This window comes from Pseudomonas sp. BMS12 (genome assembly GCF_001592875.1).
Lineage (GTDB): Bacteria > Pseudomonadota > Gammaproteobacteria > Pseudomonadales > Pseudomonadaceae > Aquipseudomonas.
The window spans coordinates 100,421-121,760 of sequence record NZ_LSOF01000004.1 but is presented as its reverse complement, the minus strand read 5'-3'; the positions used below and the strand labels follow the sequence as shown (position 1 = coordinate 121,760).

At 64.5% G+C, this 21,340-nt stretch carries 26 protein-coding genes; 14 read left to right on the top strand and 12 right to left on the bottom strand.

The genetic code is table 11. The features are described from left to right. The first annotated feature begins 62 nt into the window (after positions 1–62). The 5 genes from AYB31_RS02855 (at position 63) to AYB31_RS02835 (ending at position 3,518) form a co-directional block, all read left to right on the top strand. Positions 63–548, top strand: coding sequence for an MFS transporter (locus AYB31_RS02855; protein ID WP_068825596.1), 486 nt, complete (start codon positions 63–65; stop codon positions 546–548). A 76-nt stretch (positions 549–624) separates the two neighbouring features. Further along, positions 625–1,068 carry an HIT family protein gene (locus AYB31_RS02850; RefSeq protein WP_068825594.1) on the top strand — a complete coding sequence of 148 codons (444 nt, stop codon included), beginning with the start codon at positions 625–627 and terminating at the stop codon, positions 1,066–1,068. A gap of 3 nt (positions 1,069–1,071) precedes the next feature. Continuing rightward, complete coding sequence (locus tag AYB31_RS02845; protein WP_068825592.1) at positions 1,072–1,851, top strand: class II glutamine amidotransferase; 780 nt, start codon at positions 1,072–1,074, stop codon at positions 1,849–1,851. A 2-nt stretch (positions 1,852–1,853) separates the two neighbouring features. Continuing rightward, positions 1,854–2,387, top strand: coding sequence for a DUF2937 family protein (locus tag AYB31_RS02840; RefSeq protein WP_068825591.1), 534 nt, complete (start codon positions 1,854–1,856; stop codon positions 2,385–2,387). Between the two features lie 270 nt (positions 2,388–2,657). Continuing rightward, a complete protein-coding gene (locus AYB31_RS02835) occupies positions 2,658–3,518 on the top strand; it encodes an SDR family NAD(P)-dependent oxidoreductase (protein ID WP_068825588.1) in 861 nt (286 codons plus the stop codon). A gap of 28 nt (positions 3,519–3,546) precedes the next feature. On the opposite strand, the gene AYB31_RS02830 is transcribed toward AYB31_RS02835, so the two are convergent. The 3 genes from AYB31_RS02830 to AYB31_RS02820 all read right to left on the bottom strand — a co-directional run bounded on the left by AYB31_RS02830 (position 3,547) and on the right by AYB31_RS02820 (position 6,286). After that, positions 3,547–4,041, bottom strand: coding sequence for a PaaI family thioesterase (locus tag AYB31_RS02830; protein ID WP_068825586.1), 495 nt, complete (start codon positions 4,039–4,041; stop codon positions 3,547–3,549). 79 nt (positions 4,042–4,120) lie between these two features. Continuing rightward, entirely contained in the window at positions 4,121–5,299 is a 1,179-nt protein-coding gene (locus tag AYB31_RS02825; protein WP_068825584.1) for a vWA domain-containing protein, read from the bottom strand. Positions 5,300–5,440: 141 nt separating this feature from the next. Then, on the bottom strand, positions 5,441–6,286 hold the full coding sequence (locus AYB31_RS02820) for an AAA family ATPase (protein ID WP_068825582.1): 846 nt from the start codon (positions 6,284–6,286) through the stop codon (positions 5,441–5,443). Positions 6,287–6,497: 211 nt separating this feature from the next. Between AYB31_RS02820 and cysK the strand changes: the two genes are divergently transcribed. Further along, entirely contained in the window at positions 6,498–7,472 is a 975-nt protein-coding gene (gene cysK / locus AYB31_RS02815; protein ID WP_068825580.1) for a cysteine synthase A, read from the top strand. 79 nt (positions 7,473–7,551) lie between these two features. Here cysK and AYB31_RS21005 read toward each other — a convergent pair whose 3' ends face one another. The 3 genes from AYB31_RS21005 to AYB31_RS02800 form a co-directional block, all read right to left on the bottom strand. Further along, positions 7,552–8,244: a 4'-phosphopantetheinyl transferase family protein gene (locus tag AYB31_RS21005; protein ID WP_082805179.1), complete on the bottom strand. Its 693-nt coding sequence runs from the start codon at positions 8,242–8,244 to the stop codon at positions 7,552–7,554. A 273-nt stretch (positions 8,245–8,517) separates the two neighbouring features. Next, positions 8,518–9,972 (bottom strand): TrkH family potassium uptake protein, encoded by a 1,455-nt coding sequence (locus tag AYB31_RS02805; RefSeq protein ID WP_068825576.1) that lies wholly within the window; start codon positions 9,970–9,972, stop codon positions 8,518–8,520. 5 nt (positions 9,973–9,977) lie between these two features. Continuing rightward, positions 9,978–11,432 (bottom strand): TrkH family potassium uptake protein, encoded by a 1,455-nt coding sequence (locus AYB31_RS02800; protein WP_068825574.1) that lies wholly within the window; start codon positions 11,430–11,432, stop codon positions 9,978–9,980. A 153-nt stretch (positions 11,433–11,585) separates the two neighbouring features. On the opposite strand from AYB31_RS02800, the gene AYB31_RS02795 reads away from it, so the two are divergent. Together AYB31_RS02795 and AYB31_RS02790 are read left to right on the top strand one after the other, a co-directional pair. Then, positions 11,586–11,957: a YkgJ family cysteine cluster protein gene (locus tag AYB31_RS02795; protein ID WP_068825572.1), complete on the top strand. Its 372-nt coding sequence runs from the start codon at positions 11,586–11,588 to the stop codon at positions 11,955–11,957. A 39-nt stretch (positions 11,958–11,996) separates the two neighbouring features. Continuing rightward, complete coding sequence (locus tag AYB31_RS02790; protein ID WP_068825570.1) at positions 11,997–12,554, top strand: nitroreductase family protein; 558 nt, start codon at positions 11,997–11,999, stop codon at positions 12,552–12,554. A 242-nt stretch (positions 12,555–12,796) separates the two neighbouring features. On the opposite strand, the gene AYB31_RS02785 is transcribed toward AYB31_RS02790, so the two are convergent. The 6 genes from AYB31_RS02785 to AYB31_RS02760 form a co-directional block, all read right to left on the bottom strand. Continuing rightward, complete coding sequence (locus AYB31_RS02785; RefSeq protein ID WP_068825568.1) at positions 12,797–14,107, bottom strand: sensor histidine kinase; 1,311 nt, start codon at positions 14,105–14,107, stop codon at positions 12,797–12,799. Positions 14,108–14,155: 48 nt separating this feature from the next. Beyond that, positions 14,156–14,602 carry a Spy/CpxP family protein refolding chaperone gene (locus AYB31_RS02780; RefSeq protein WP_068825566.1) on the bottom strand — a complete coding sequence of 149 codons (447 nt, stop codon included), beginning with the start codon at positions 14,600–14,602 and terminating at the stop codon, positions 14,156–14,158. A gap of 105 nt (positions 14,603–14,707) precedes the next feature. Beyond that, positions 14,708–15,385 (bottom strand): response regulator transcription factor, encoded by a 678-nt coding sequence (locus AYB31_RS02775; protein ID WP_068825564.1) that lies wholly within the window; start codon positions 15,383–15,385, stop codon positions 14,708–14,710. 25 nt (positions 15,386–15,410) lie between these two features. After that, positions 15,411–15,800, bottom strand: coding sequence for a hypothetical protein (locus AYB31_RS02770; protein WP_068825562.1), 390 nt, complete (start codon positions 15,798–15,800; stop codon positions 15,411–15,413). A gap of 187 nt (positions 15,801–15,987) precedes the next feature. Continuing rightward, positions 15,988–16,287, bottom strand: coding sequence for a YciI family protein (locus AYB31_RS02765; protein WP_068825560.1), 300 nt, complete (start codon positions 16,285–16,287; stop codon positions 15,988–15,990). Between the two features lies 1 nt (position 16,288). Further along, entirely contained in the window at positions 16,289–16,879 is a 591-nt protein-coding gene (locus AYB31_RS02760; protein ID WP_068825558.1) for a septation protein A, read from the bottom strand. A gap of 66 nt (positions 16,880–16,945) precedes the next feature. On the opposite strand from AYB31_RS02760, the gene AYB31_RS02755 reads away from it, so the two are divergent. From AYB31_RS02755 to rluB, 6 genes are all read left to right on the top strand, one after another. Next, entirely contained in the window at positions 16,946–17,806 is an 861-nt protein-coding gene (locus AYB31_RS02755; protein WP_068825556.1) for a PHP domain-containing protein, read from the top strand. Positions 17,807–17,819: 13 nt separating this feature from the next. Then, positions 17,820–18,452: an L-threonylcarbamoyladenylate synthase gene (locus AYB31_RS02750; protein WP_068825554.1), complete on the top strand. Its 633-nt coding sequence runs from the start codon at positions 17,820–17,822 to the stop codon at positions 18,450–18,452. Positions 18,453–18,562: 110 nt separating this feature from the next. After that, positions 18,563–19,261, top strand: coding sequence for a segregation and condensation protein A (locus AYB31_RS02745; protein ID WP_162492996.1), 699 nt, complete (start codon positions 18,563–18,565; stop codon positions 19,259–19,261). Beyond that, the gene (scpB, locus tag AYB31_RS02740; RefSeq protein WP_068825550.1) at positions 19,261–20,049 is read left to right on the top strand and encodes an SMC-Scp complex subunit ScpB; all 789 of its coding nucleotides are present in this window, start codon (positions 19,261–19,263) and stop codon (positions 20,047–20,049) included. Before AYB31_RS02745 ends, scpB begins: the two co-directional genes overlap by 1 nt. A gap of 91 nt (positions 20,050–20,140) precedes the next feature. Further along, entirely contained in the window at positions 20,141–20,326 is a 186-nt protein-coding gene (locus AYB31_RS02735) for a DUF1289 domain-containing protein (protein WP_068825548.1), read from the top strand. A 107-nt stretch (positions 20,327–20,433) separates the two neighbouring features. Next, a partial coding sequence (gene rluB, locus AYB31_RS02730; protein ID WP_068825546.1) for a 23S rRNA pseudouridine(2605) synthase RluB occupies positions 20,434–21,340 on the top strand: 907 nt, incomplete at its 3' end.

Genomic DNA, 21,340 nt, shown 5'->3' with positions numbered 1-21,340 from the left:
GCGCAGGTCGCGCAAAAGCCGTTATCATAAGCGCCCCTTTGCCGGCCAAGCCACGAAACACCATGACCGAACAAGACTATCTGCTTGCCTGGGCCGCCTACGCTATTGCCGCGCTGGGCTGCTTACTGGTGTGGTGCCGCATGACCGGCTGGATGTGGCGCTGGTTGCGCGAGCCCCTGCGCGTGCTGGTCGCCGTGCTGCTGCTGACGCCGACCATCGTCGATCCGGCCAAGGAGCTGTTCGCCCCGGCCATCGCCATCACTGCGCTGGACCTGCTGTTCAAGGTCGGCAACAACGCCTGGCGTGCGGTTGCCGATCTGGCGATCTACGGCGCTATCGCCTTTGCCGTGTGGCTGGCTTTCTGCGCATTGCGCTGGCCGGTCGAACGCTGGTGGCAGGCGCGTCGCGCTCCTGCTGCAGCGGCGGTTGCGGAGGAGGACGAACCGACCCTGCGCGAACTGATGAGCCGTGACGAGCGTTACGACGAAGCCGATACCCGCATGGGCGCCCAGGGCGAGCGCCGCCTGCGGATCGAACCACGCCTCTGACCTGAGTTCGTGCGATGCGCCGGTTGCAGATGCTGGCGCAGGCGTTCAGCATGCTGCGAGTCGCCAAGGAGAGCCCATGACCTGCGTGTTTTGCGCCATCGCCGACGGCCAACAGCCGGCTCATATCCTGCACCAGGACGAGCACTTCCTCGTGCTGCTGGACATCTTCCCGTTGCGCCCCAGCCACCTTCTGATAGTCGCCAAGGGTCATGCCCCCTTTCTTGCGGATTTGCCAGCGGCACCGCGGCAGGTTCTGCTGACGCTGGCCGACCGTGTGGCGCGTGCCCTGTATCGCAGCGATCCGAGTGTGCTGGGCCTCAACCTGCTGCTCAACGACGGGCCCGTCGCCAACCAGCACGTCCCCCATTTGCACCTGCATCTGATTCCGCGACGTCGTGGCGACCTGCCAATGTTGTGCTGGCGCATTCTCACGCGCTTTCTGCCGTTTGGCCGCCAGCGCCTGGAAGCACGCCTGGCGCGTGAGGCCGAACGCCTGCGCGCGGCGCTGGCGGAGGTCTGAAGCATGTGTGAGCTGCTCGGCATGAGTGCCAACGTGCCTACCGATATCGTCTTCAGCTTCACCGGGCTGATGCAGCGCGGTGGCGGTAGTGGCCCACACCGTGACGGCTGGGGCATCGCCTTCTACGAGGGGCGCGGCCTGCGTCTGTTCCAGGACCCGACGGCCAGCGTCGACTCCGAGGTGGCGCGCCTGGTGCAGCGTTATCCGATCAAGAGCGAGACGGTGATCGGCCATATCCGCCAGGCCAACGTCGGCAAGGTCTGCCTGGCCAATACCCATCCTTTCGTGCGCGAGCTGTGGGGGCGCAACTGGTGCTTCGCCCACAATGGCCAGCTGGTCGGTTTCACGCCGGGCTTCGATTTCTACCGCCCGGTCGGTGATACCGACAGCGAGGCGGCGTTCTGCGACTTGCTCAACCGGGTACGCAGCGCCTTTCCCGAGCCGGTGCCGGCTGAAGTACTGCTGCCGGTGCTGGTGCAGGCGGCCCAGGAGTATCGCGGCAAGGGCGTGTTCAATTGCCTGCTCAGCGACGGCGACTGGTTGTTCTGCTTCTGCTCGACCAAGCTGGCGCAGATTACTCGCCGCGCGCCATTTGGCCCGGCCAGCCTGAAGGATGTGGATGTGACCGTGGACTTCCAGGCGGAAACCACGCCGAATGACGTGGTCACGGTGATCGCTACCGAGCCGTTGACCGACAACGAGCGCTGGAACCTGTTTCAGCCGGGACAATGGAGCCTGTGGCGGCGTGGTGAGCGCATCGCCCACGGGCAGATGGGGGATTGAGGATGTTTCGAGGCTACTTGCGTTTGCTGGTGTTCGCCTTCGGTCTGCTGGTCGGTGTGCAGGTACCGGGGTTCATCGACGACTACGCCAAGCGGGTGGATGCCCATCGCGCCGAGTCCGAGCAGAGCCTGCTGGGCTTTCGCGAAACGGCCGCGCGTTTCTTCAATGGCGATCTCAATGCCTTGGTTGCCCACTACCGTGCCAGCACCGACGATGTAATGCGCAGCGATGCCGAGAGCGTTGCGCATCTGGTCAGCCGTTCCGAGTTGCTGGAGGCCGAGTGGCTGGCCATGCAGGGCCCCTGGTATGGCCAGGTGCTACACCTGGCCACGGGAGCCGATCCGGTGCTGCTGCAGGAAACCCTGGATGCCTATAGCTACCAGGTGCTGCTGGCGCCGCAAGCCATCGCCTGGGGCCTGGGCGTTGCACTCCTGCTGGCCTGGCTGGTGGAGTTGCTGGCGCTGGGCATCGGCTGGACGTTCGGTATCGGGCGCAAGCACAAAGCCATTGCCTACGAGAAACGCCACTGGCGCTAGCCGTTGATACCCCCGTTGAATTGATGCCCTCGAAGCCCTTCGTGGGAGCGGCTTTAGCCGCGATGCAGGCAACACCCTGGTTGCCTCGCTATCGCGGCGAAAGCGGGGTGCCAATCGCCCCGCTAAAGCAGCGTCACAGCGACAACATGCAACCGGTACATAGCCTTGTTCAGCTACCGGCCAGCCGAGGCCAGCAGCTTGGCGCGCTGGGCCATGGGCGGCGCGCAGTGCAGCGGCTAGCCTGGGGCAAACCAACAAGAGGGTTTGCCCATGACGTTCGACAAGCAAGTGGTCTGGATTACCGGCGCCTCGTCGGGTATCGGTGAGGCATTGGCGCGTGCGCTGTTGCAGCAGGGAGCCTGGGTCGTGCTCTCCGGCCGGCGGGCGGACGCGCTGCAGGCGGTCGCCGCGCAGGCGCCAGAGCGCAGCCTGGTGCTGCCTTTCGAAACTACCGACTACGCGATGCTGGCTGACGTGGTGGAGCAGGCCTGGGGCTGGCAGGGTCGCATCGACTGCCTGATCAACAACGCCGGCATCAGCCAGCGCAGCCTGGCGCTGGATACCAGCTTCGAGGTCTATCGCCAGCTCATGGAAGTCGATTACCTGGCCCCCGTGGCGCTGACCCAGTTGCTGCTGCCGCGCATGGTTGCCGCTGGTGGCGGTCAGCTGGCCGTGGTCAGCTCCGTGGCCGGCAAGGTCGGCGCGCCGCTACGTACTGGCTACTGTGGTGCCAAGCATGCCGTGATCGGCTATTTCGAGGCGCTGCGTGCCGAAGTCGAGCAGGCCCATGGCATCGGCGTCAGCGTAATTCTGCCAGGCTCGGTGCGCACCGGGGTGGCGACCAACGCCCTGGGCGGCGACGGCCAGCGTCGTGGCCGCAGCGACGTCAATATCGACAACGGCATGCCGGCCGAGGAGGCCGCGCAGCGCATCATCGCCGGTTTGCTGGCCGGGCAGCACACCATCGACGTTGCCGAAGGTACCGAGAAGATGGCCTTGCAGTTACGTGTGGCCGATCCGGAGCGCCTGTTTGCTCTGACCGCCGCCGAAGGTGCGCGCCTGGCCCGCGAGCGGGCCGAACAGGGGAGTGCCGATATCGATCCGGGTAACGTGCAGCGCCTGGACAGCTGATTGCTGTGGTAGGTGGTGGCCGCTGCCCTTAGGCCTCGCGGCTATGGGCGGCAGCAGCCAGTTGACTGGTGTCCACCCGCACGAAGACGGAATCACCGATGGCAGTCAGCTGGTCGCCGGCGTAAATCTCGCAAATCACCCGGGATTTGCGCCCGACCTCGCCATCCACCCGCGCGCTCAGGCGCAGGGGTACGCCCATGGGTGTCGGCTTGATGAACTTGAGACCCAGGTTGCCGGTGACGCACTCGATGCGCGGCAGGCTGCCGGGTTCACGACCCTCGGTGCGGTAGTGGTAGGCCATCGCCGTCCAGTTCGAATGGCAGTCGACCAGCATGGCCAGCAGGCCGCCGTAGACCAGGTTGGGCCAGCCGCAGTGCATGGGGTCGGGCAGGTGCTCGGCGACCACATGGATGCCGTCTTCGTGCCAGTGGCTCTTGACGTGCAGGCCGTGTGGATTGCGGCTGCCGCAGCCAAAGCAGACGCCGTCCGGGGCGGCGGCGTCCTGTAGGGAAAGGTCGTTCATGGGGATGCTCGTTGCGCCAATACCCGGGCAAGCCTAACCGCTTGCGCCGCAAAGCAGAACGGGCCCGTAGGCCCGTTGGTTATTTGGAGAGGAAGCGCATCCCTTCTTCCAGTCCGCGCAGCGTCAGCGGGTGCATCTGATCGTTGATCAGCTCGCGGACGATGTTGGTGGAGGCGGTGTAGTTCCAGGCGTCCTTGGGGTAGGGGTTGATCCAGATGAGCTTCTTGTACTTCTCCATGAAGCGCTTCATCCAGATATAGCCGGCCTCCTCGTTCCAGTGCTCGACGCTGCCGCCGGCCTGGGTGATTTCGTAGGGCGCCATGGCGGCGTCGCCGATGAAGATCACCTTGTAGTCGGCACCGTACTTGTGCAGCAGGTCGAGGGTGGAGAAGCGCTCGCTGGTGCGGCGCAGGTTGTTCTTCCACACGCTCTCGTAGATGAAGTTGTGGAAGTAGAAGTACTCCAGGTGCTTGAACTCGGTCTTGCAGGCCGAGAACAACTCCTCGCACACCTTCACATGCGCATCCATCGAGCCGCCGATGTCGAACAGCAACAGCAGCTTCACCGTGTTGCGCCGCTCCGGGCGCATCTGGATGTTGAGCAGGCCACCGTCCTTGGCCGTGTGGTCGATGGTGCCGCCGAGGTCGAATTCCTCCGCCGCGCCTTCACGGGCGAACTTGCGCAGGCGGCGCAGGGCCACCTTGATGTTGCGCGTGCCCAGTTCGACCTGGTCGTCGAGGTTCTTGTACTCGCGCTGGTCCCACACCTTGACGGCGCGGCCCTGGCGCTTGCCTGCATCGCCCACGCGGATGCCTTCCGGGTTGTAGCCACCGGAGCCGAATGGGCTGGTGCCGCCGGTGCCGATCCACTTGTTGCCGCCCTCGTGGCGCTCCTTCTGCTCTTCGAGGCGCTTCTTGAATTCTTCGATCAGCTTGTCCAGGCCACCGAGGGACTGGATCTGCGCGCGTTCCTCGTCGGTCAGGTGTTTCTCGAACTCCTTGCGCAGCCAGTCCTCGGGGATCATGGCTTCGAGGAAGTCGTCGAGCTTTTCCAGGCCCTTGAAGTAGGCGGCGAAGGCGCGGTCGAACTTGTCGAAGTGGCGCTCGTCCTTGACCATCACCGTGCGGGCGAGAAAGTAGAACTCGTCCATATCGGCGAAGATCACGTGATTTTTCAGCGCGTTGATCAGGTCGAGCAGCTCGCGTACCGACACCGGCACCTTGGCCGCGCGCATTTCATTGAACAGGTTGAGCAGCATGGCTGCACCCTCAAGTTTGTTGCGGACATCCCCTCTCCCCCTGGGGGAGGGCTAGGGTGAGGGGCTTGTCGGCAACTCGCAGCTGCCAGGAGCATCCCTCACCCCCGGCCCCTCTCCCGGAAGGAGAGGGGAGACAAGCGATCAGCGCGAAGCGCGACGGCTCATGAAGGCCAGGCGCTCGAGCAGCTGCACATCCTGCTCGTTCTTCACCAGGGCTCCGGCCAGCGGCGGGATGGCCTTGGTCGGATCGCGCTCGCGCAGCACGGCTTCGCCGATATTGTCGGCCATCAGCAGCTTGAGCCAGTCGACCAGTTCGCTGGTGGAGGGCTTCTTCTTCAGGCCCGGCACCTTGCGCACGTCGAAGAACACGTCGAGCGCCTCGGCCACCAGCGAGTTGCTGATGTTCGGGTAGTGCACGTCGACGATCTGCTTGAGGGTGTCGCGATCCGGGAAGGCGATGTAGTGGAAGAAGCAGCGGCGCAGGAAGGCGTCCGGCAGTTCCTTCTCGTTGTTCGAGGTGATGATGATGATCGGGCGCTGCTTGGCCTTGATCGTCTCGTTGGTCTCGTAAACGTAGAACTCCATCTTGTCGAGTTCTTGCAGCAGGTCGTTGGGGAACTCGATGTCGGCCTTGTCGATCTCGTCAATCAGCAGGATGACCCGCTCCTCGGCCTCGAAGGCCTCCCACAGCTTGCCCTTCTTGATGTAGTTCTTGACGTCGTGAACCTTGTCCGAATCCAGCTGCGAGTCGCGCAGGCGGCTGACCGCGTCGTACTCGTACAGGCCCTGGTGGGCCTTGGTGGTGGACTTGATGTGCCAGGTGATCAGCTTGGCGCCGAAGGCGTCGGCCAGTTGCTCGGCGAGCATGGTCTTGCCGGTGCCCGGCTCGCCCTTGACCAGCAGCGGGCGCTGCAGGGTGATGGCGGCGTTGACCGCGAGCTTCAGGTCGTCGGTGGCGACGTAGGACTGAGTGCCTTCGAACTTCATCGTGTAATCCTCGAACGGTAACGCGCGGGCACGGCCCGGCACGGCGAAAAGCTGAAAAACCGACTATACCCCGCACCCTGGCGGACTGTGAACGCAGACGCGCCATTCAGTCACTGAATGGCGGGTCACCCGCTCTGCGGCCACGGCTGGACGGCCGGACGGGCTGGGCATAGGCTTGGCGATCTAGTCTCTGCCTGCCAAGGACCCTGCCATGAGCCGCATCTATACCGACAACGCCCAATCCATCGGCAACACGCCGCTGGTTCAGATCAATCGCCTCGGCCCCAAGGGCGTGACCATTCTGGCGAAAATCGAGGGGCGCAACCCGGGCTATTCGGTCAAATGCCGGATCGGCGCGAGCATGATCTGGGACGCCGAGTCGCGCGGTGTGCTCAAGCCGGGCATGACCCTGGTTGAGCCGACCTCCGGCAATACCGGCATCGGCCTGGCCTTCGTCGCCGCCGCTCGTGGCTACAAGCTGGTGCTGACCATGCCCGCGTCGATGAGCCTGGAGCGGCGCAAGGTGCTCAAGGCCCTGGGCGCCGAGCTAGTGCTGACCGAGCCGGCTAAAGGCATGAAGGGCGCCATCGAGAAGGCCAACGAGATCGCCAGCTCCGATCCGAGCAAGTATTTCATGCCGGCGCAGTTCGACAATCCGGCCAACCCGGCCATTCACGAGAAGACCACCGGTCCGGAGATCTGGAACGACACCGACGGCGCCATCGACGTGCTGGTGGCCGGCGTCGGCACCGGCGGCACCATTACCGGCGTGTCGCGCCACATCAAGAACAACCGCCACAAGCCGATCCTCTCGGTGGCCGTGGAGCCAGTATCTTCCCCGGTGATTACCCAGGCCATGGCCGGTGAGGAGATCAAACCCAGCCCGCACAAGATCCAGGGCATCGGTGCCGGTTTCGTGCCGAAGAACCTCGACCTGTCCATCGTCGATCGCGTCGAGCAGGTGACGGACGAGGAGTCCAAGGCCATGGCCCTGCGCCTCATGCAGGAAGAGGGCATTCTCTGCGGCATTTCCTGCGGCGCGGCGATGGCGGCGGCGGTGCGCCTGGCGCAGAAGCCGGAGATGCAGGGCAAGACCATCGTCGTGATCCTGCCGGACTCGGGCGAGCGCTATCTGTCGAGCATGCTGTTCAGTGATCTGTTTACCGAGCAGGAGTTGCAGCAGTAAGGCTTGCACCCGGATACGAGAAAGCCGCCTTTGGCGGCTTTCTCGTATATAGAGGTAATCGGCTTACTCTCTTCGTAACCTAGTTGGCAATAGCCACGAGACTCAGCAGATAGCCATCGAATTCCACAAAGTACCCCGGCAGTGTGCTTCCGGTCGGCCAATCCGGGTGAAGATCGATCAACAGTTTTAGGGATGCACGCCCTGTAGCATCGGGTGCCTGCAACTCAGCATCGTGGAAGTAAAATCGCTCGCGTACCAGCGGGTAGAGTCCCTTGAACAGACTCTCCTTGAGCGAAAAGGTCAGGGTTACTCGCTTGGCGAATTCACTGGGTGTCAGTTCTGCGGCTCGTTCAAGTTCAGTGACCGTGAGAATTTCTCCAGCCAGTCGTGCCGCACGTTCTGTGCTCAGTATCTGCTCCAGATCGATACCCAGTCCTCGCCAGTCAGCGCGACGGGCCACCAGGGCCACTGCGCGTCCAGCTCCATGGCTAATGGAGCCGACCGTACCCACTGGCCAGACTGGTACGCCATCACTGTCTCGTCGCGGGAGCTCTCGCTGTCCGCAGAGCTGGTGCAACGCTTCTCGGGCGCACAGGCGGCCAGCCAGATGCTCTGCCTGGCGTTTGGCTACGCCATTTACGGGTGGCACGCCGCTGTGCAGGAAGTCTTCGCTGTGCAGTTGTGCCGGATCGAAACTCGCTTGAACCACGCGCGTGCCGGGCAGCAGTTCGGGAGGGGGGGGGAGCAGTTGGCAGAAGGGCGGAAGAGTCATTGCAGCATTCTGCCTTGGGCCTGGTGGGTGGGCCAGCCGTTTACATTTCTTTGCACCATGGTAACCAAGCAGCAACAAAGCAAACGCTCGTTTTTGACAGACTTGGTGCGTGCGTTCCAAGTGGACGCAGGTGAGGTTGTAACTACGGTCGGTATTGCCCCGTGGCTTTACTCTGATGATCGATGACGGGAGTCCAGTTGGACTCCCGTTTTTTTTGCTACCCAAATGGTATGTGTGAGGGCAGTGCGCTGTTACCGGGCATGCATCTTTCTGTCAGTGGCGCCAGAAGGCGGGGAACAGCAGAACCAGCACGGTAAGGATTTCCAGGCGACCCAGCAGCATGCCGAAGGTCAGTACCCATTTGGCCAGGTCCGGCAGGCTGGCGTAGTTGCCGGCTGGGCCGATCACTTCACCCATGCCGGGACCGACGCCGGAGACCATGGCAGCGGCGCCGGAAAGGGCGGTGATCCAGTCCACGCCGCAGATCGCCACGCCCAGCGCCAGGCCGGCGATGGTGATGGTGTAGAAGAAGGCAAAGGCCAGGATCGAGCGAACGATGTCCTCGTCCAGGCGGTGACGGTTGTAGTTCTGGCGGATCACCGCGCGCGGGTGCACCAGTTGCTTGAGGTTGGCCTTGAGCAGGATGAAGGCGACCTGGAAGCGGAATACCTTGAGGCCACCGGCGGTTGAGCCGGAACAGCCGCCGACGAAGCCCAGGTAGAAGAACAGCATGCTGGCGAAGGGGCCCCACAGGTGGTAGTCACCCACGGCGAAGCCGGTGGTGGTCATCACCGAGGTGATGTTCACCGTCACGTGGCGCAGGGCATCCAGCCAGTGCAGGTCGGTGGTCAGCCATTTCCACAGGCTTAGCGCCAGGCAACTGCACAGCAGGATCAGCAGGAAGCCGCGTACCTGCTCGTCGCGCCACAGTGCTCGGTAGTTGCCGCGCAGCATGGAGACATAAAGTACGAAGGGCAGGCTGCCGAGAACCATCACCAGCACCGCCACCCAGTGCACCGCCGGTTGCTGCCATTTGCCCAGCGATGAATCCGAGGTGGAGAAGCCGCCCGTGGCGATGGCCGACATGGCGTGGTTGATGGCGTCGAACAGGCCCATGCCGGCCAGCCAGAAGGCCAGCACCGCCAGGGCGCTGAGACCGACATAGGCCAGCACCATGTACTTGGCCACCATGTGCGAGCGCGGCATGACTTTCTCCGAGCGGTCCGACGACTCGGTCTGGAACAGACGCATGCCACCGATGCGCAGCATCGGCAGAATCGCCACGGCCATGCCGATGAAGCCGATACCACCCAGCCAGTGCAGCAGCGAGCGCCAGATCAGCAACCCCGGAGCCATGTCGTCCAGGCCGCTGAAGATGGTGGCGCCGGTGGCGGTGATGCCGGACATGCTCTCGAAATAGGCGTCGGTGAAGCTGATGTGGCGGATGAGGATGAAGGGCAGGGCGGCGAAGATCGACACCACCAGCCAGCTGGATACCGTCAGCATGTACATGTCGCGCGGACGCAGGTGACTGTCCGCAGGGCGGCCCTGGGCGACCATGGTGATGCCGGCGATGAAGGTGATCAGGCTGGACCAGAGGAAGGCGTTGATGCCCATCGGATTGGCGTACAGCAGCTGGGTAGCCACGGGGATCAGCATGCTCACCGCCAGGGTGATCAGGAAAATGCCGTTGATGAAGGCAATGGTGCGCAGGGTGGGCAACTTCATCCGGATCAGTGTTTCCAGAAGGTGCGGGTGACCAGAACCAGCACGGTGAGGATTTCCAGACGGCCGAGCAGCATGCCGGCGGTCAGTAGCCACTTGGCGCTGTCCGGCAGGCTGGCGAAGTTGCCGGCCGGACCGATGATCGGGCCCAGGCCGGGGCCGACGTTGCACACTGCGGTGGCGGCGCCGGTCAACGCGGTGACCCAGTCGAGGCCGACCAGGGTCAGGGCCAGGGCCAGCACGCCGATGGTGATGGTGAAGAAGAAGGAAAAGGTGATCAGCGAGCGGACGATGTCCTCGTCCAGGTTGTGGTTGTTGTACTGCTGCTTGATCACCGCGCGTGGATGTACCAGTTGCTGCAGGTTGGCACGCAGCAGCACGTAAGCGACCTGAAAGCGGAAGATCTTCAGGCCGCCGGAGGTCGAGCCCGAGCAGCCGCCGACGAAGGTCAGGTAGAAGAACAGCAGTACGGCAAAGCTGCCCCAGGTGGTGTAGTCGCCCAGGGCGTAGCCGGTGGTGGTGACTACCGAGGTGACGTTGACCGCAACGATGCGCACCGCATCCAGCCAGGACTGATCCGAGTTGAGCCAGAGCCAGGTGCCGAACACCAGCCAGGTCAGTACCAGAAAACCGAGAAAGCCACGCACCTGGTGGTCGCGCAGCAGAGCCCTGCGGTGGCCGCGCAGGGCCGCCACGTAGAGCATGAACGGCAGGCCGCCGGCGATCATCAACACCACCGAGACCCAGTGCACGGCCGGTTGTGGCCAGTGGGCCAACGACGAATCCGAGGTGGAGTAACCGCCGGTGGAGATCGAGGTCATGGCGTGGTTGAGCGCCTCGAACGGCGTCATGCCGGCGACCCAGTAGGCGAGGAAGCCGATCAGGGTCAGCCCCAGATAGATCAGCAGGATGAATTTGGCGCCTACGTGCGAGCGCGGTACGACTTTCTCGCCCCAGTCCGAGGACTCGGTCTGGAACAGGCGCATGCCACCGACCCGCAGCAGCGGCAGGATGGCCACGGCCATGCCGATGAAGCCGATGCCACCCAGCCAGTTGAGCATCGAACGCCACACCAGCAGGCCCGGCGACATATCGTCGAGCCCGGAAAGCACGGTGGAACCGGTAGTGGTGATGCCCGACATGGTCTCGAAGAAGGCATCGGTGTAGCTGATATGGGCGATGAGCAACATCGGCAGGGCGGCGAACAGGCAGACCGCCAGCCAGCTGGAGGTGGTCAGCAGATACATGTCGCGCGGACGCAGCTGCACGTTCTTGGGCTTGCCCGGCAGCACCAGGGCCATGCCCGCGACGAAGGTGAGCATGCTGGACCAGAGGAAGGCGGTGATGTCGTCGGTGCGCTCATAGCTCAGCAGGGTCAGCATGGGGAGGACCATGCTGACTGCCAGGGTGATGAGGAAGATGCCGATGATGAAGCCGATGACGCGTAGGGTCGGCAAGGCCATGTAGGAAGCTCTGGCTGCAGGCGAAGGCCGTCATTCTAGCCTGCCTGGCGGGCGTGCTGTAAATCTGCTGCAGGGGGCTTCCAAACGGCATGCCGATGCATAGAATGGCGCCTCAGGTGCCGGCCCTTGCCGGTTTTCTGAGTTCCCTCCTTCATGTCGCAAAATAGTCCCTGCCTCAACTGTGGCGCCTGCTGCGCCTTTTTTCGTGTGTCGTTCTTCTGGGGCGAGTGCCAATCTGCGGGTGGCACGGTGCCCGATCAGCTGGTCGAGCAGATCGGCCCGCACCATGTCGCCATGATCGGTACTACGGCCAAGCCCGCGCGCTGCGTGAGTTTGCTGGGCGATATCGGCGACGGGGTGCGTTGCACCATGTACGAGAACCGTTCCAGTAGCTGTCGGGAGTTCGCCGCCAGCTGGGAGGACGGTCAGCACAATCCGCGTTGCGATGCAGCCCGCGCCGCGCACGGTCTGCCGCCTTTGACGCCGCCGCAACGGCCGGAACTGAGTCCGGAGCGGGTCGCGTAATCGGCTAGAATGCTGGCCTTTCCGTCATGGAGTAGGCCGATGCAAGCCCTCGATCTGTTGCTCAACCGTGTTTCCGTGGGTCGCCTGCTGGAGCCGGCGCCCGACGCCGCCCAGCGCGAGCTGATGGTGCGTGCCGCCCTGCGCGCGCCGGATCACGGCCAGCTGCGCCCCTGGCGCTTTATCACGGTGGAAGGCGCGGGTCGTGAGCAGTTGGGCGAGCTGTTTGCCAGTGCGCTGGCCAGCGACCCTGCCTGCAAGCCGGAGGCGCTGGACAAGGCTCGGGCCATGCCAATGCGGGCGCCGCTGCTGATGTTGGTGGTGGCGCGCCTCAGCGAGCACCCCAAGGTGCCACGCCAGGAACAGGTGCTGTCCGCCGGCTGTGCCGCTCACAGCCTGTTGCTGGCGGCACAGGAGCTGGGCTTCGGCGCCATCTGGCGCACCGGCGATCTGTCCCATCATCCCGTGGTCCTGGCGGGCCTGGGGGTAGGCGTCAACGAGCAGATAGTCGGTTTCCTCTACATCGGCAGCTTCGAGGGCGAGCGGCGCAACCCGCCGGCCCTGGAACCGGCCGATTTCGTCAGCGCCTGGCCCAACTGAAGGCGCTGTTCCCCTTTAGTGGGCATGGCTTTAGTCGCGATGGCGATGCCTGAGGCTGCTCTGGGCAGCCTGCATCGCGGCCGACGCCGTTCCTGTTTGCCTGCTGTCTTTTGTGGGAGCGGCTTTAGCCGCGATAGCGCTGTCAGGAGTCACTCCGAGTGGCCGTTCGCGGCTGAAGCTCCCGCTGAAACAGCGTTACAGCCAGAACTCCTGACGGACACATAGCCCGGCTGCTACGGCTGTTACAACGGCAACTCCAGCGTGGCGACGAAGCCGCCTTGCGGATGGTTGTTCAGCAGCAGGCGTCCGCCATGGCGTTCGGCGGCGCGGCGGGCGATGGCCAGACCCAGGCCGTGGCCTGCGGCTTGCTGATTGGGCGCACGGAAGAAGGGTTCGCCCAGACGTGCCAGCACGTCATCCGGCGCCCCGGGACCATGGTCGCGCACGGTAATGAGCAGCACGCCGTTGCCTGTCGTTACCTCGATATCGATGGGTTGCTCCTGCGGGTTGAAGCGCAGGGCATTGCGCAGCAGGTTGTCCAGAGCGCCCCTGAGCATGTCCGGCCAGCCCTGCAAGGGCTGTGGGCGGCTGTCCATGCGAATCCGCAGCGACTGTTCGGGGGCGATCAGGCGCGCATTGGCCTGCAGTTCGTCGATTAGCTGGCGCAGCTCCAGAGGCTGGGCGGCACCGGGGTCGGCGTCCAGGCGGGCGAGGGCGAGAATTTCGCCAATCAGCGCCTCCAGACGGTCACATTCCTGAGTCAGGCGGCCCCACAACTGTTCGCGCTCGTTAGGCCCCGCGCGCTCGGTCAGGGCCAGCGCGATGCGCAGGCGTGCCAGCGGCGAGCGCAGTTCGTGGGATACATCGCGCAGCAGCTGGCGCTGGCTTCCGATCAGATCCTGCAGGCGAGAGCCCATGCGGTTGAAGTCGCGGGCCAGTACACCAAACTCGTCGCCACGGCTGGCCAGGCGCGCCAAGCTGTTCTGTTGGTAGGTGGTCTGGCCGAGGTCATGTACGGCACCGCGCAGGCGCCCCAGGGGACGGGTAATGGACAGGGTCAGCAACAGGCTGATGGCGGTCAGCACCACCAGAGCGATGAGCAAGGCGCTGAGCGGCCAGAACAGACCGTCGCGCTGCCAGGCCGCCAGCTCCGGGTGCGGGATGCGGTGGATGAACAGGTAGGTTTCGCCGCCAGGACTGCGGTATTCCTCGGTCAGGCGGCGCCAGGGCAGGCGCTTCTTGTCTTCGCGGGCCTCGAAGGCGGCCGCGCGAGGTGGAAAGGTGCCCTGGACCAGCGGCTGGCCATCGACATCGAGAACCTGGGTGTCGATGCGAAAGCGCCGTTTGCGCTTCTCCAGCAGCTGTTGGGCGGCCTGCGGGCCCTGCTGTTCGTAGAGCGTGCTCCAGCGTTCGGCAAAGTTCTTCAGAGCGGGGTGGTGGCTGAGTACCCAGGCGTCCTGGTTCAGGGCGCGGCCCAGCAGCAGGGACAGGCCTGCGACCAGGGCGATGGCCAGCCAGAAGCTGGCGAAGATGCGCCAGAACAGTGAACGCATGGGTTTTCCTCGAAATGCGAGGCCCGGCTGGGGAGCCGGGCCTTGGGGTTACTGGGCTTTCTTGTCCTTCTCGGCTTTCCAGGCTTCGAACTCCTGGCGTTCGGCGCGGCGCTCTTGCATCTCCGCCTTGCGCGTGTCGAAGGCCTTCTGCTGCTCCGGCGTGAGGATCGCACGGATGGCCTTGTCATGTTCCAGGCGGGCTGTTTCCAGCTCTTTGTGCATGGCCTCCTGCTCGGCCTTGGGTAGCTTGTTGAGGTACTTCTGGGTGATTTCGCGCGGGTCGCCCCTGTGCTCGCGCATCAGTTTGCCCATCTGCTCGCGCTGTTCGGCGCTCAGGTTGAGGTCCTTGAACATCTTGCCGCCGGGGCCGCCGCGGTGCTCGCCTTGCATCGGCTTGTTGCAGGGTGCGTGCTCGCCGTGGCCGCTTTCGGGCATGGCCAGGGCGATGGTCGGCAGGCTGGTGGCGAGCAGCAGTGCGATAAGAGTCTTGCGCATGGTGTGTCTCCTTGTCTCGAGGCCGGTGGTTACCGGATGAGCTCAGTCTAGGGAGGGCAAGGTCAGGCGCGGTCAGGGGTGGGTAAAGGCTGGGTAAAGAAAATTTCAGGGGCTGTAGTAGTAGCCACGACTGCGCAGGGCGACGATACGCGGGCGGCCGTCGGCGTGCGGGCCGAGCTTCTTGCGCAGGTTGCTCACATGCATGTCCAGACTGCGGTCGTACAGGGTCAGCTTGCGGCCCAGGGCCAGCTGGGCCAGGGCCTGCTTGTCCAGGGGCTCGCCGGGTTGCTGCAGCAGAGCCTCGAGGATGCGGCTCTCGGACAGGGTCAGGGGGATTTCCTGCTCGTTGATCTGCACCACGCCGCGCACCGGGCTGTAGCTCAGATCGTCCAGTTCCAGGCGTGAAGGCGTCGCCACCGGCTGGCTGCGACGCAGCACGGCGCGCAGGCGGGCGGTCAATTCGCGCGGGTCGCAGGGTTTGGCCAAATAGTCGTCGGCGCCCAGTTCCAGGCCGAGAATGCGATCCAGCGGTTCGCCGCGGGCCGAGAGCATAAGTACCGGCAGGTCGGCGTGTTCGCTGCGTAGCTGTTTGAGCAGCTCCAGGCCGCTGCCATCGGGCAGCATGACATCGAGGATCACCGCCGCCGGGTTGTGTCCGGCGAGGGCGGCGCGAGCGCTGACGCCATCATGGCAGGCCCGTACAGCGAAGCCTTCCTGCTGCAACCAGCTGGCCAGCAGCTCGCAAAGTTCTTGGTCGTCGTCGATCAGTAGCAGTTCGGTCATGTTGGGCTCATCTGCGCAGTTGCGCTCAGACCCACTCGCTGCGTCTTTTGTTCCGCCCACCACCGCTGAGGCGGCCAACGATAAAGGCGAGCAGTGCGGTGCCGGAACCAATCACGAACCACAGCTGCTGTTCGCTGAGCAGGCGCTGCGGCTCCTGGGCCTGGGCCTGCTTGAGCTGCAGCTTGAGGCGTTGGTTGTCCTGGCGCAGGCGACTGATCTGTGCGCCGTCCCGCTCTCCGGTGGCCGCCAGCAGCTCTTCACGCTGGCTTTCGCTTTCGGCCAGTTGCTGCTGCAGGGCGATGATCTGTGCCGCGCTGTCCTCGCTGGCGGGCGTGCTAGCGGTGGACTCTTCGGCGTGCAGTACGGGAGTGAGAGATAGGGCGGCGAGCAGCAGGTAGAGCGGGCCTTGGCGCATAGGGAACTCCCGTTTCCGATTTATTGTTAGAGCTTGTGCAAAGTCTGCTGCGCGTCGGCCATGCGTCGTTGAAAACAGGCTCGGAATGCTCATTTACCCTTCGTAAACTGCGCTTCCTCGCCTGTTTTTGCCTAGCCTGGCTCTAGCTCGCAAGGCTTTGAACAGGCTCTTCTGGGCCAGCGATGAATCAGGGCAATACCAGCTTGAAGGGCTTGACCAGCACGCTGGCGTATACGCCGGCAGCGCGATAGGGGTCGGCATCGGCCCAGCTCTGGGCGGCGTTCAGCGACTCGAACTCGGCAACGATCAGGCTGCCGGAGAAGCCGGCCGGGCCCGGGTCGTTGCTGTCGATGGCCGGGTGCGGGCCGGCCAGTACCAGGCGGCCTTCGCTCTTCAGTTGTTCCAGACGGGCGAGGTGGGCCGGGCGACTGGCCAGGCGCTTCTCCAGGGAATCGGGCACGTCGCTGGCGATAATGGCGTAGAGCATGTCAGTCCTTGCTTTGCTGAGGGGCGTCGTCGTGGACGTGGCGCGCCAGATAAATGCCTTGGGCGACCAGGAACAGCACGGTCATGCCAAGGCTGCCGAAGACTTTGAAGTCGACCCAGAACTCGTGAAAGGTGAAGGCGACGAACAGGTTGGCGCAGCCGCTGAACACGAAGAAGGCAATCCAGGCCAGGTTCAGGCGGGTCCAGATGATCTGCGGCAGAGTCACCGCATGGCCCATGATGCGCTGGATCAGCACCTTGTCGCCGATGAAGTGGCTACCGGCGAAGCCCAGGGCGAACAGCCAGTTGACCACCGGGGCTTTCCATTTGAGGAAGGTTTCGCTGTGGAAGGCGAGGGTCATGCCGCCGAAGACCAGGCAGGCGGCCAGAGTCAGCCATTGGCCTTTCTCCAGCTTGCGCTGCAGGACGAAGAGGATGCCGTAGACCACCACGGAGCTGATGATCAGCACCGCGGTGGCGCTGAAGATGCCGCCCAGTTCGAAGGTCTGGCCAGCCAGTTCGACGGTGCGGGGATCGAGCTTGTAAACGATGAAGAACAGAATAAGCGGGATGAAGTCGATGAATTGTTTCACAGCGGCAGCCAGAAGCGGGATGTGGCGGCATAATAACAAACATCATCCCCAGCGAAAGCGACTCTCATGAAGGTCGATCTGCACTGCCACAGCACCGCTTCAGACGGCGTTCTAGCGCCCGCCGAGGTGGTCGCGCGCGCCCATGAAAGGGGCGTCGAAGTGCTGGCACTGACCGACCACGACACGCTTGAGGGGCTGGACGAGGCGCGCCAGGCGGCCGATGCCTTGGGCATGCGCCTGATCAACGGCGTGGAACTGTCCTGCACCTGGGGTGGCGCGACCATCCATGTGCTTGGCTATGCCTTCGCCAGCGAGGCACCGGCTTTGCGCCAGGCCATTGCCGATCTGCACCAGGGGCGCTGGCTGCGTGCCGAGGAAATCGACCGACGGCTGGCGGCCAAGGGCATGCCGGGCGCTCTCGAGGGGGCGCGTGCCGTACAGCAGGGGCTCGGCGACAGCGGCAATGCGCCGGCGCGTCCGCATTTCGCCGAATTTCTGGTGCGTGCCGGGCATGTGCGCGACCACGCCGAGGCGTTCCGCAAGTGGTTGGGCTCGGGCAAGCTGGGTGACGTCAAACAGCACTGGCCGAGCCTCGAAGAGGCCCTGGCCACGCTCAGGTCCGCCGGCGCCTGGATCAGCCTGGCGCATCCCTGGCAGTACGACTTCACCCGCAGCAAGCGCCGGCGCCTGGTGGCCGACTTCATCGCCGCCGGTGGCCATGCCCTGGAAGTGGTGAATGGACTGCAGCCGGCCGAGCAGGTCGGCGGGCTGGCCATTCTGGCCCGCGAGTTCGGCATGCTGGCCAGCGTCGGCAGCGATTTCCATGCGCCGGGCGCCTGGTCCGAACTGGGCATGTACCGGCCGTTGCCGGAAGACCTGCCACCTTTGTGGGAGCGCTTCGACCATGCACGCGCTACTACCGCCTGAACAGGGAGAGTTCATGAGCCAGTTCTTCCAGGTCCACCCGGAAAACCCGCAGCCGCGCCTGATCAAGCAGGCGGTGGAGATACTGCGCAGCGGCGGGGTGATCGTCTACCCGACCGACTCGTCCTACGCCATTGGCTGCCTGATCGGCGACAAGGGCGCGGTGGAGCGCATTCGCCGCCTGCGCCAGCTGGATGACAAGCACAACTTCACCCTGGTGTGCAGCGACCTGTCGCAGATCGGCCTGTTCGCCAAGGTCGACACCGGCGCCTTCCGCCAGCTCAAGGCGCACACGCCCGGCCCCTATACCTTCATTCTCAACGCCACCCGCGAAGTGCCGCGCATGCTGCTGCACCCCAAGCGCCGCACCATCGGCCTGCGCGTGCCGGGCCACCCCATCGCCCTGGCGCTGGCCGAGGCACTGGGCGAGCCGCTGATGAGCGTGAGCCTGATCTTGCCGGGTGAAGAACTGCCGATGAGCGATCCCTACGAGATGCGCCAGGTGCTCGAACACCATGTCGATCTGATCATCGACGGTGGCTATGGCGGCCTGGAGGCTTCCACTGTGGTCAATCTGGCCGATGGCGAGCCCGAGCTGATTCGCGTGGGTTGTGGCGACCCGACACCATTCCAGGACGGCGCGGCGTGAGCGAGCAGGTCGACAGCCAGGCCAACGCGCAGCAGGAGCTGCCGTTCGCGCTCGTCTATGGCCAGGCCGTCACCGAGCTACCGCTCGACCTGTACATTCCGCCGGATGCCCTGGAAGTCTTTCTCGAAGCCTTCGAGGGCCCGCTGGACCTGCTGCTGTACCTGATTCGCAAGCAGAACATCGATATCCTCGACATCCCGGTGGCCGAGATCACCAAGCAGTACATGGGCTATGTCGAGTTGATGAAGTCCGTGCGCCTGGAGCTAGCCGCCGAGTACCTGGTGATGGCCGCCATGCTGGCCGAGATCAAGTCGCGCATGCTGCTACCGCGCTCTGCCGATATCGAGGAAGAAGAGGACGATCCGCGCGCCGAACTGATCCGCCGTCTGCAGGAATACGAGCGCTACAAGGCCGCCGCCGAGGGCCTGGACGAACTGCCGCGGGTCGGTCGCGACCTCAGCGTGCCGCGCCTGGACGCCCCCGAGGCGCGGGCGCGCAAGCTGCTGCCGGATGTCAGTCTGGAGGAAGTGCTGTTGTGCATGGCCGAGGTGCTGCGCCGCGCCGACATGTTCGAGAGCCACCAGATCACCCGTGAAACCCTGTCCACCCGTGAGCGCATGAGCGAAGTGCTGGAACGCCTCAAGGGCGGCGCCTTCGTGCCCTTTGTCGTGCTGTTTACCCTGGAGGAGGGGCGCCTGGGCGTGGTGGTCACCTTCATGGCGGTGCTCGAACTGATCAAGGAGCAGCTGGTGGAGCTGGTGCAGAATGAGCCTTTCGCCCCCATCCACGTCCGTGCCCGAGCCGAATGATGAACCTGAACGACCCCAAGGAACTCGCCTCCCTGCTCGAAGCCTGGCTGCTGGCTCTGGGCCGTCCGCTGTCGCTGGAGCGTCTCGGCGAGCTGTTCGAGGAAGGTGAGCGCCCCGAGCCGGCGCAGATCCGCGAGGCACTGGAGGTGTTGCGCCAGTCTTGCGAGGGCCGCGCCTTCGAGTTGAAGGAGGTGGCGTCCGGTTTTCGCCTGCAGGTACGCGAGAAGTTCGCCCCCTGGGTTGGTCGTCTGTGGGAGGAGCGCCCGCAGCGCTATTCCCGCGCCATGCTCGAAACCCTGGCGCTGATCGCCTACCGTCAGCCGATCACCCGTGGCGAAATCGAGGATATTCGTGGCGTGGCGGTCAACAGTCAGATCATCAAGACTCTGCAGGAGCGCGACTGGATTCGCGTGGTCGGTTACCGCGACGTGCCGGGCAGGCCGGCGATGCTCGCCACCACGCGGGCCTTTCTCGACTACTTCAACCTGAAAAGTCTGGAAGAGCTGCCGCCGCTGGCTGCCCTACGTGAGCTGGAGCCCGAGCCGATGTTGGCGCTGGAGGACGACCTGCCGGTGCCGCCCGAGCTGCAGGCGCTGGCCGATGCGGCGGCAGGCGATATGGCTGAGGGCGAGGAGGCCGCCGAACCGCGCGAGGAAACCAGTTTCCGCAGCCTGCTGGTCGAGCTGGATCAGATGGAGCAGGGGCTGAAGACCGACTTCGACGACCTGCGCCAGGACGAGGAAGTCGACGCCGACGAGACCGCCGAGAGCGAGCCGCCGTTGCATTGAATCTGCCCAAGGCCGACATTGAAATTGCCAATGCCGGCCTGGCCTGCTCTGCCACTATCCTGGCCCGACATTCACTCAACGGATGATCGGGATGAGCAAGAGCCCCTGTATCAAGGTCTGCGAGTTCGCCGACGATATCTGTCTCGGCTGTGGGCGCAGCACGCGTGAAATCAAGCAGTGGAAACGCCTGGGCTCGGCAGAGCGCAGCCTGGCCCTGGCCCAGGCCGATATGCGCCTGCTGGCGCTGCAGGCCACCGGGCGACGCAAATACCGCTGAGCGGTCTATAGTCAGCCGGTGCGCGAGCCCGGCGATCCGCGTATGATGCGCGACCTTTTGGCGCGCAGCGCCATTCTTTGTTCGCCCCACACCGGGAGGTGCCCAGCATGAGCGAATCCGAGATCCAACCCAGCGGCGAGAAGCTGCAGAAAGTCCTGGCCCGCATGGGTCTGGGTTCCCGTCGCGATATCGAGACCTGGATCGGCGAAGGCCGGGTCAAGGTCAACGGCGCCGTCGCCACCCTCGGCGCACGGGTCGGTCCGAAGGACGCGATCAGCGTCGATGGCCATCTGCAGAAGCGCGAAGACGCCCAAGTGGTGCGCCGCGTCATGATCTACAACAAGCCGGAAGGCGAGATCTGCACCCGCAACGACCCGGAAGGCCGTCCGACCGTGTTCGACCGCCTGCCGCGGCCGAAGGAAGGCCGCTGGATCAATATCGGCCGCCTGGACATCAACACTACTGGCCTGCTGCTGTTCACCACCGACGGTGAGCTGGCCAACCGCCTGATGCACCCTTCCTACGAGATGGACCGCGAGTACGCCGTGCGCGTGCGTGGCGAAGTCACCGAGGAGATGATCGAACAGCTCAAGGCCGGCGTGATGCTGGAAGACGGTCCGGCCAAGTTCACCGACATCAAGGAAGCGCCCGGCGGCGAAGGCTTCAACCACTGGTACCACTGCGTGGTGATGGAAGGGCGCAATCGCGAGGTGCGTCGCCTGTGGGAGTCCCAGGGCGTGGTGGTCAGCCGCCTGAAGCGCGTGCGCTTCGGTCCGGTGTTCATGACCTCCGACCTGCCCATGGGTCGCTGGCGCGAGATGGGCCAGCGCGAGGTGGACATCCTCAGCGAGGAAGTCGGCCTCAAGCCGGTGGCTCTGCCGGCGATGAAGGAAAAGGTGCGCGACAAGCTCGATCGTCTGCAGCGCAAGGCGGCCAAGCCGCTGGGCCGTGGCGAGCGGCCCAAGCGCGTGCTGCGTCCGGCCGAGGAAGGTGCGCCGGCGGCCGAGCGGGCAC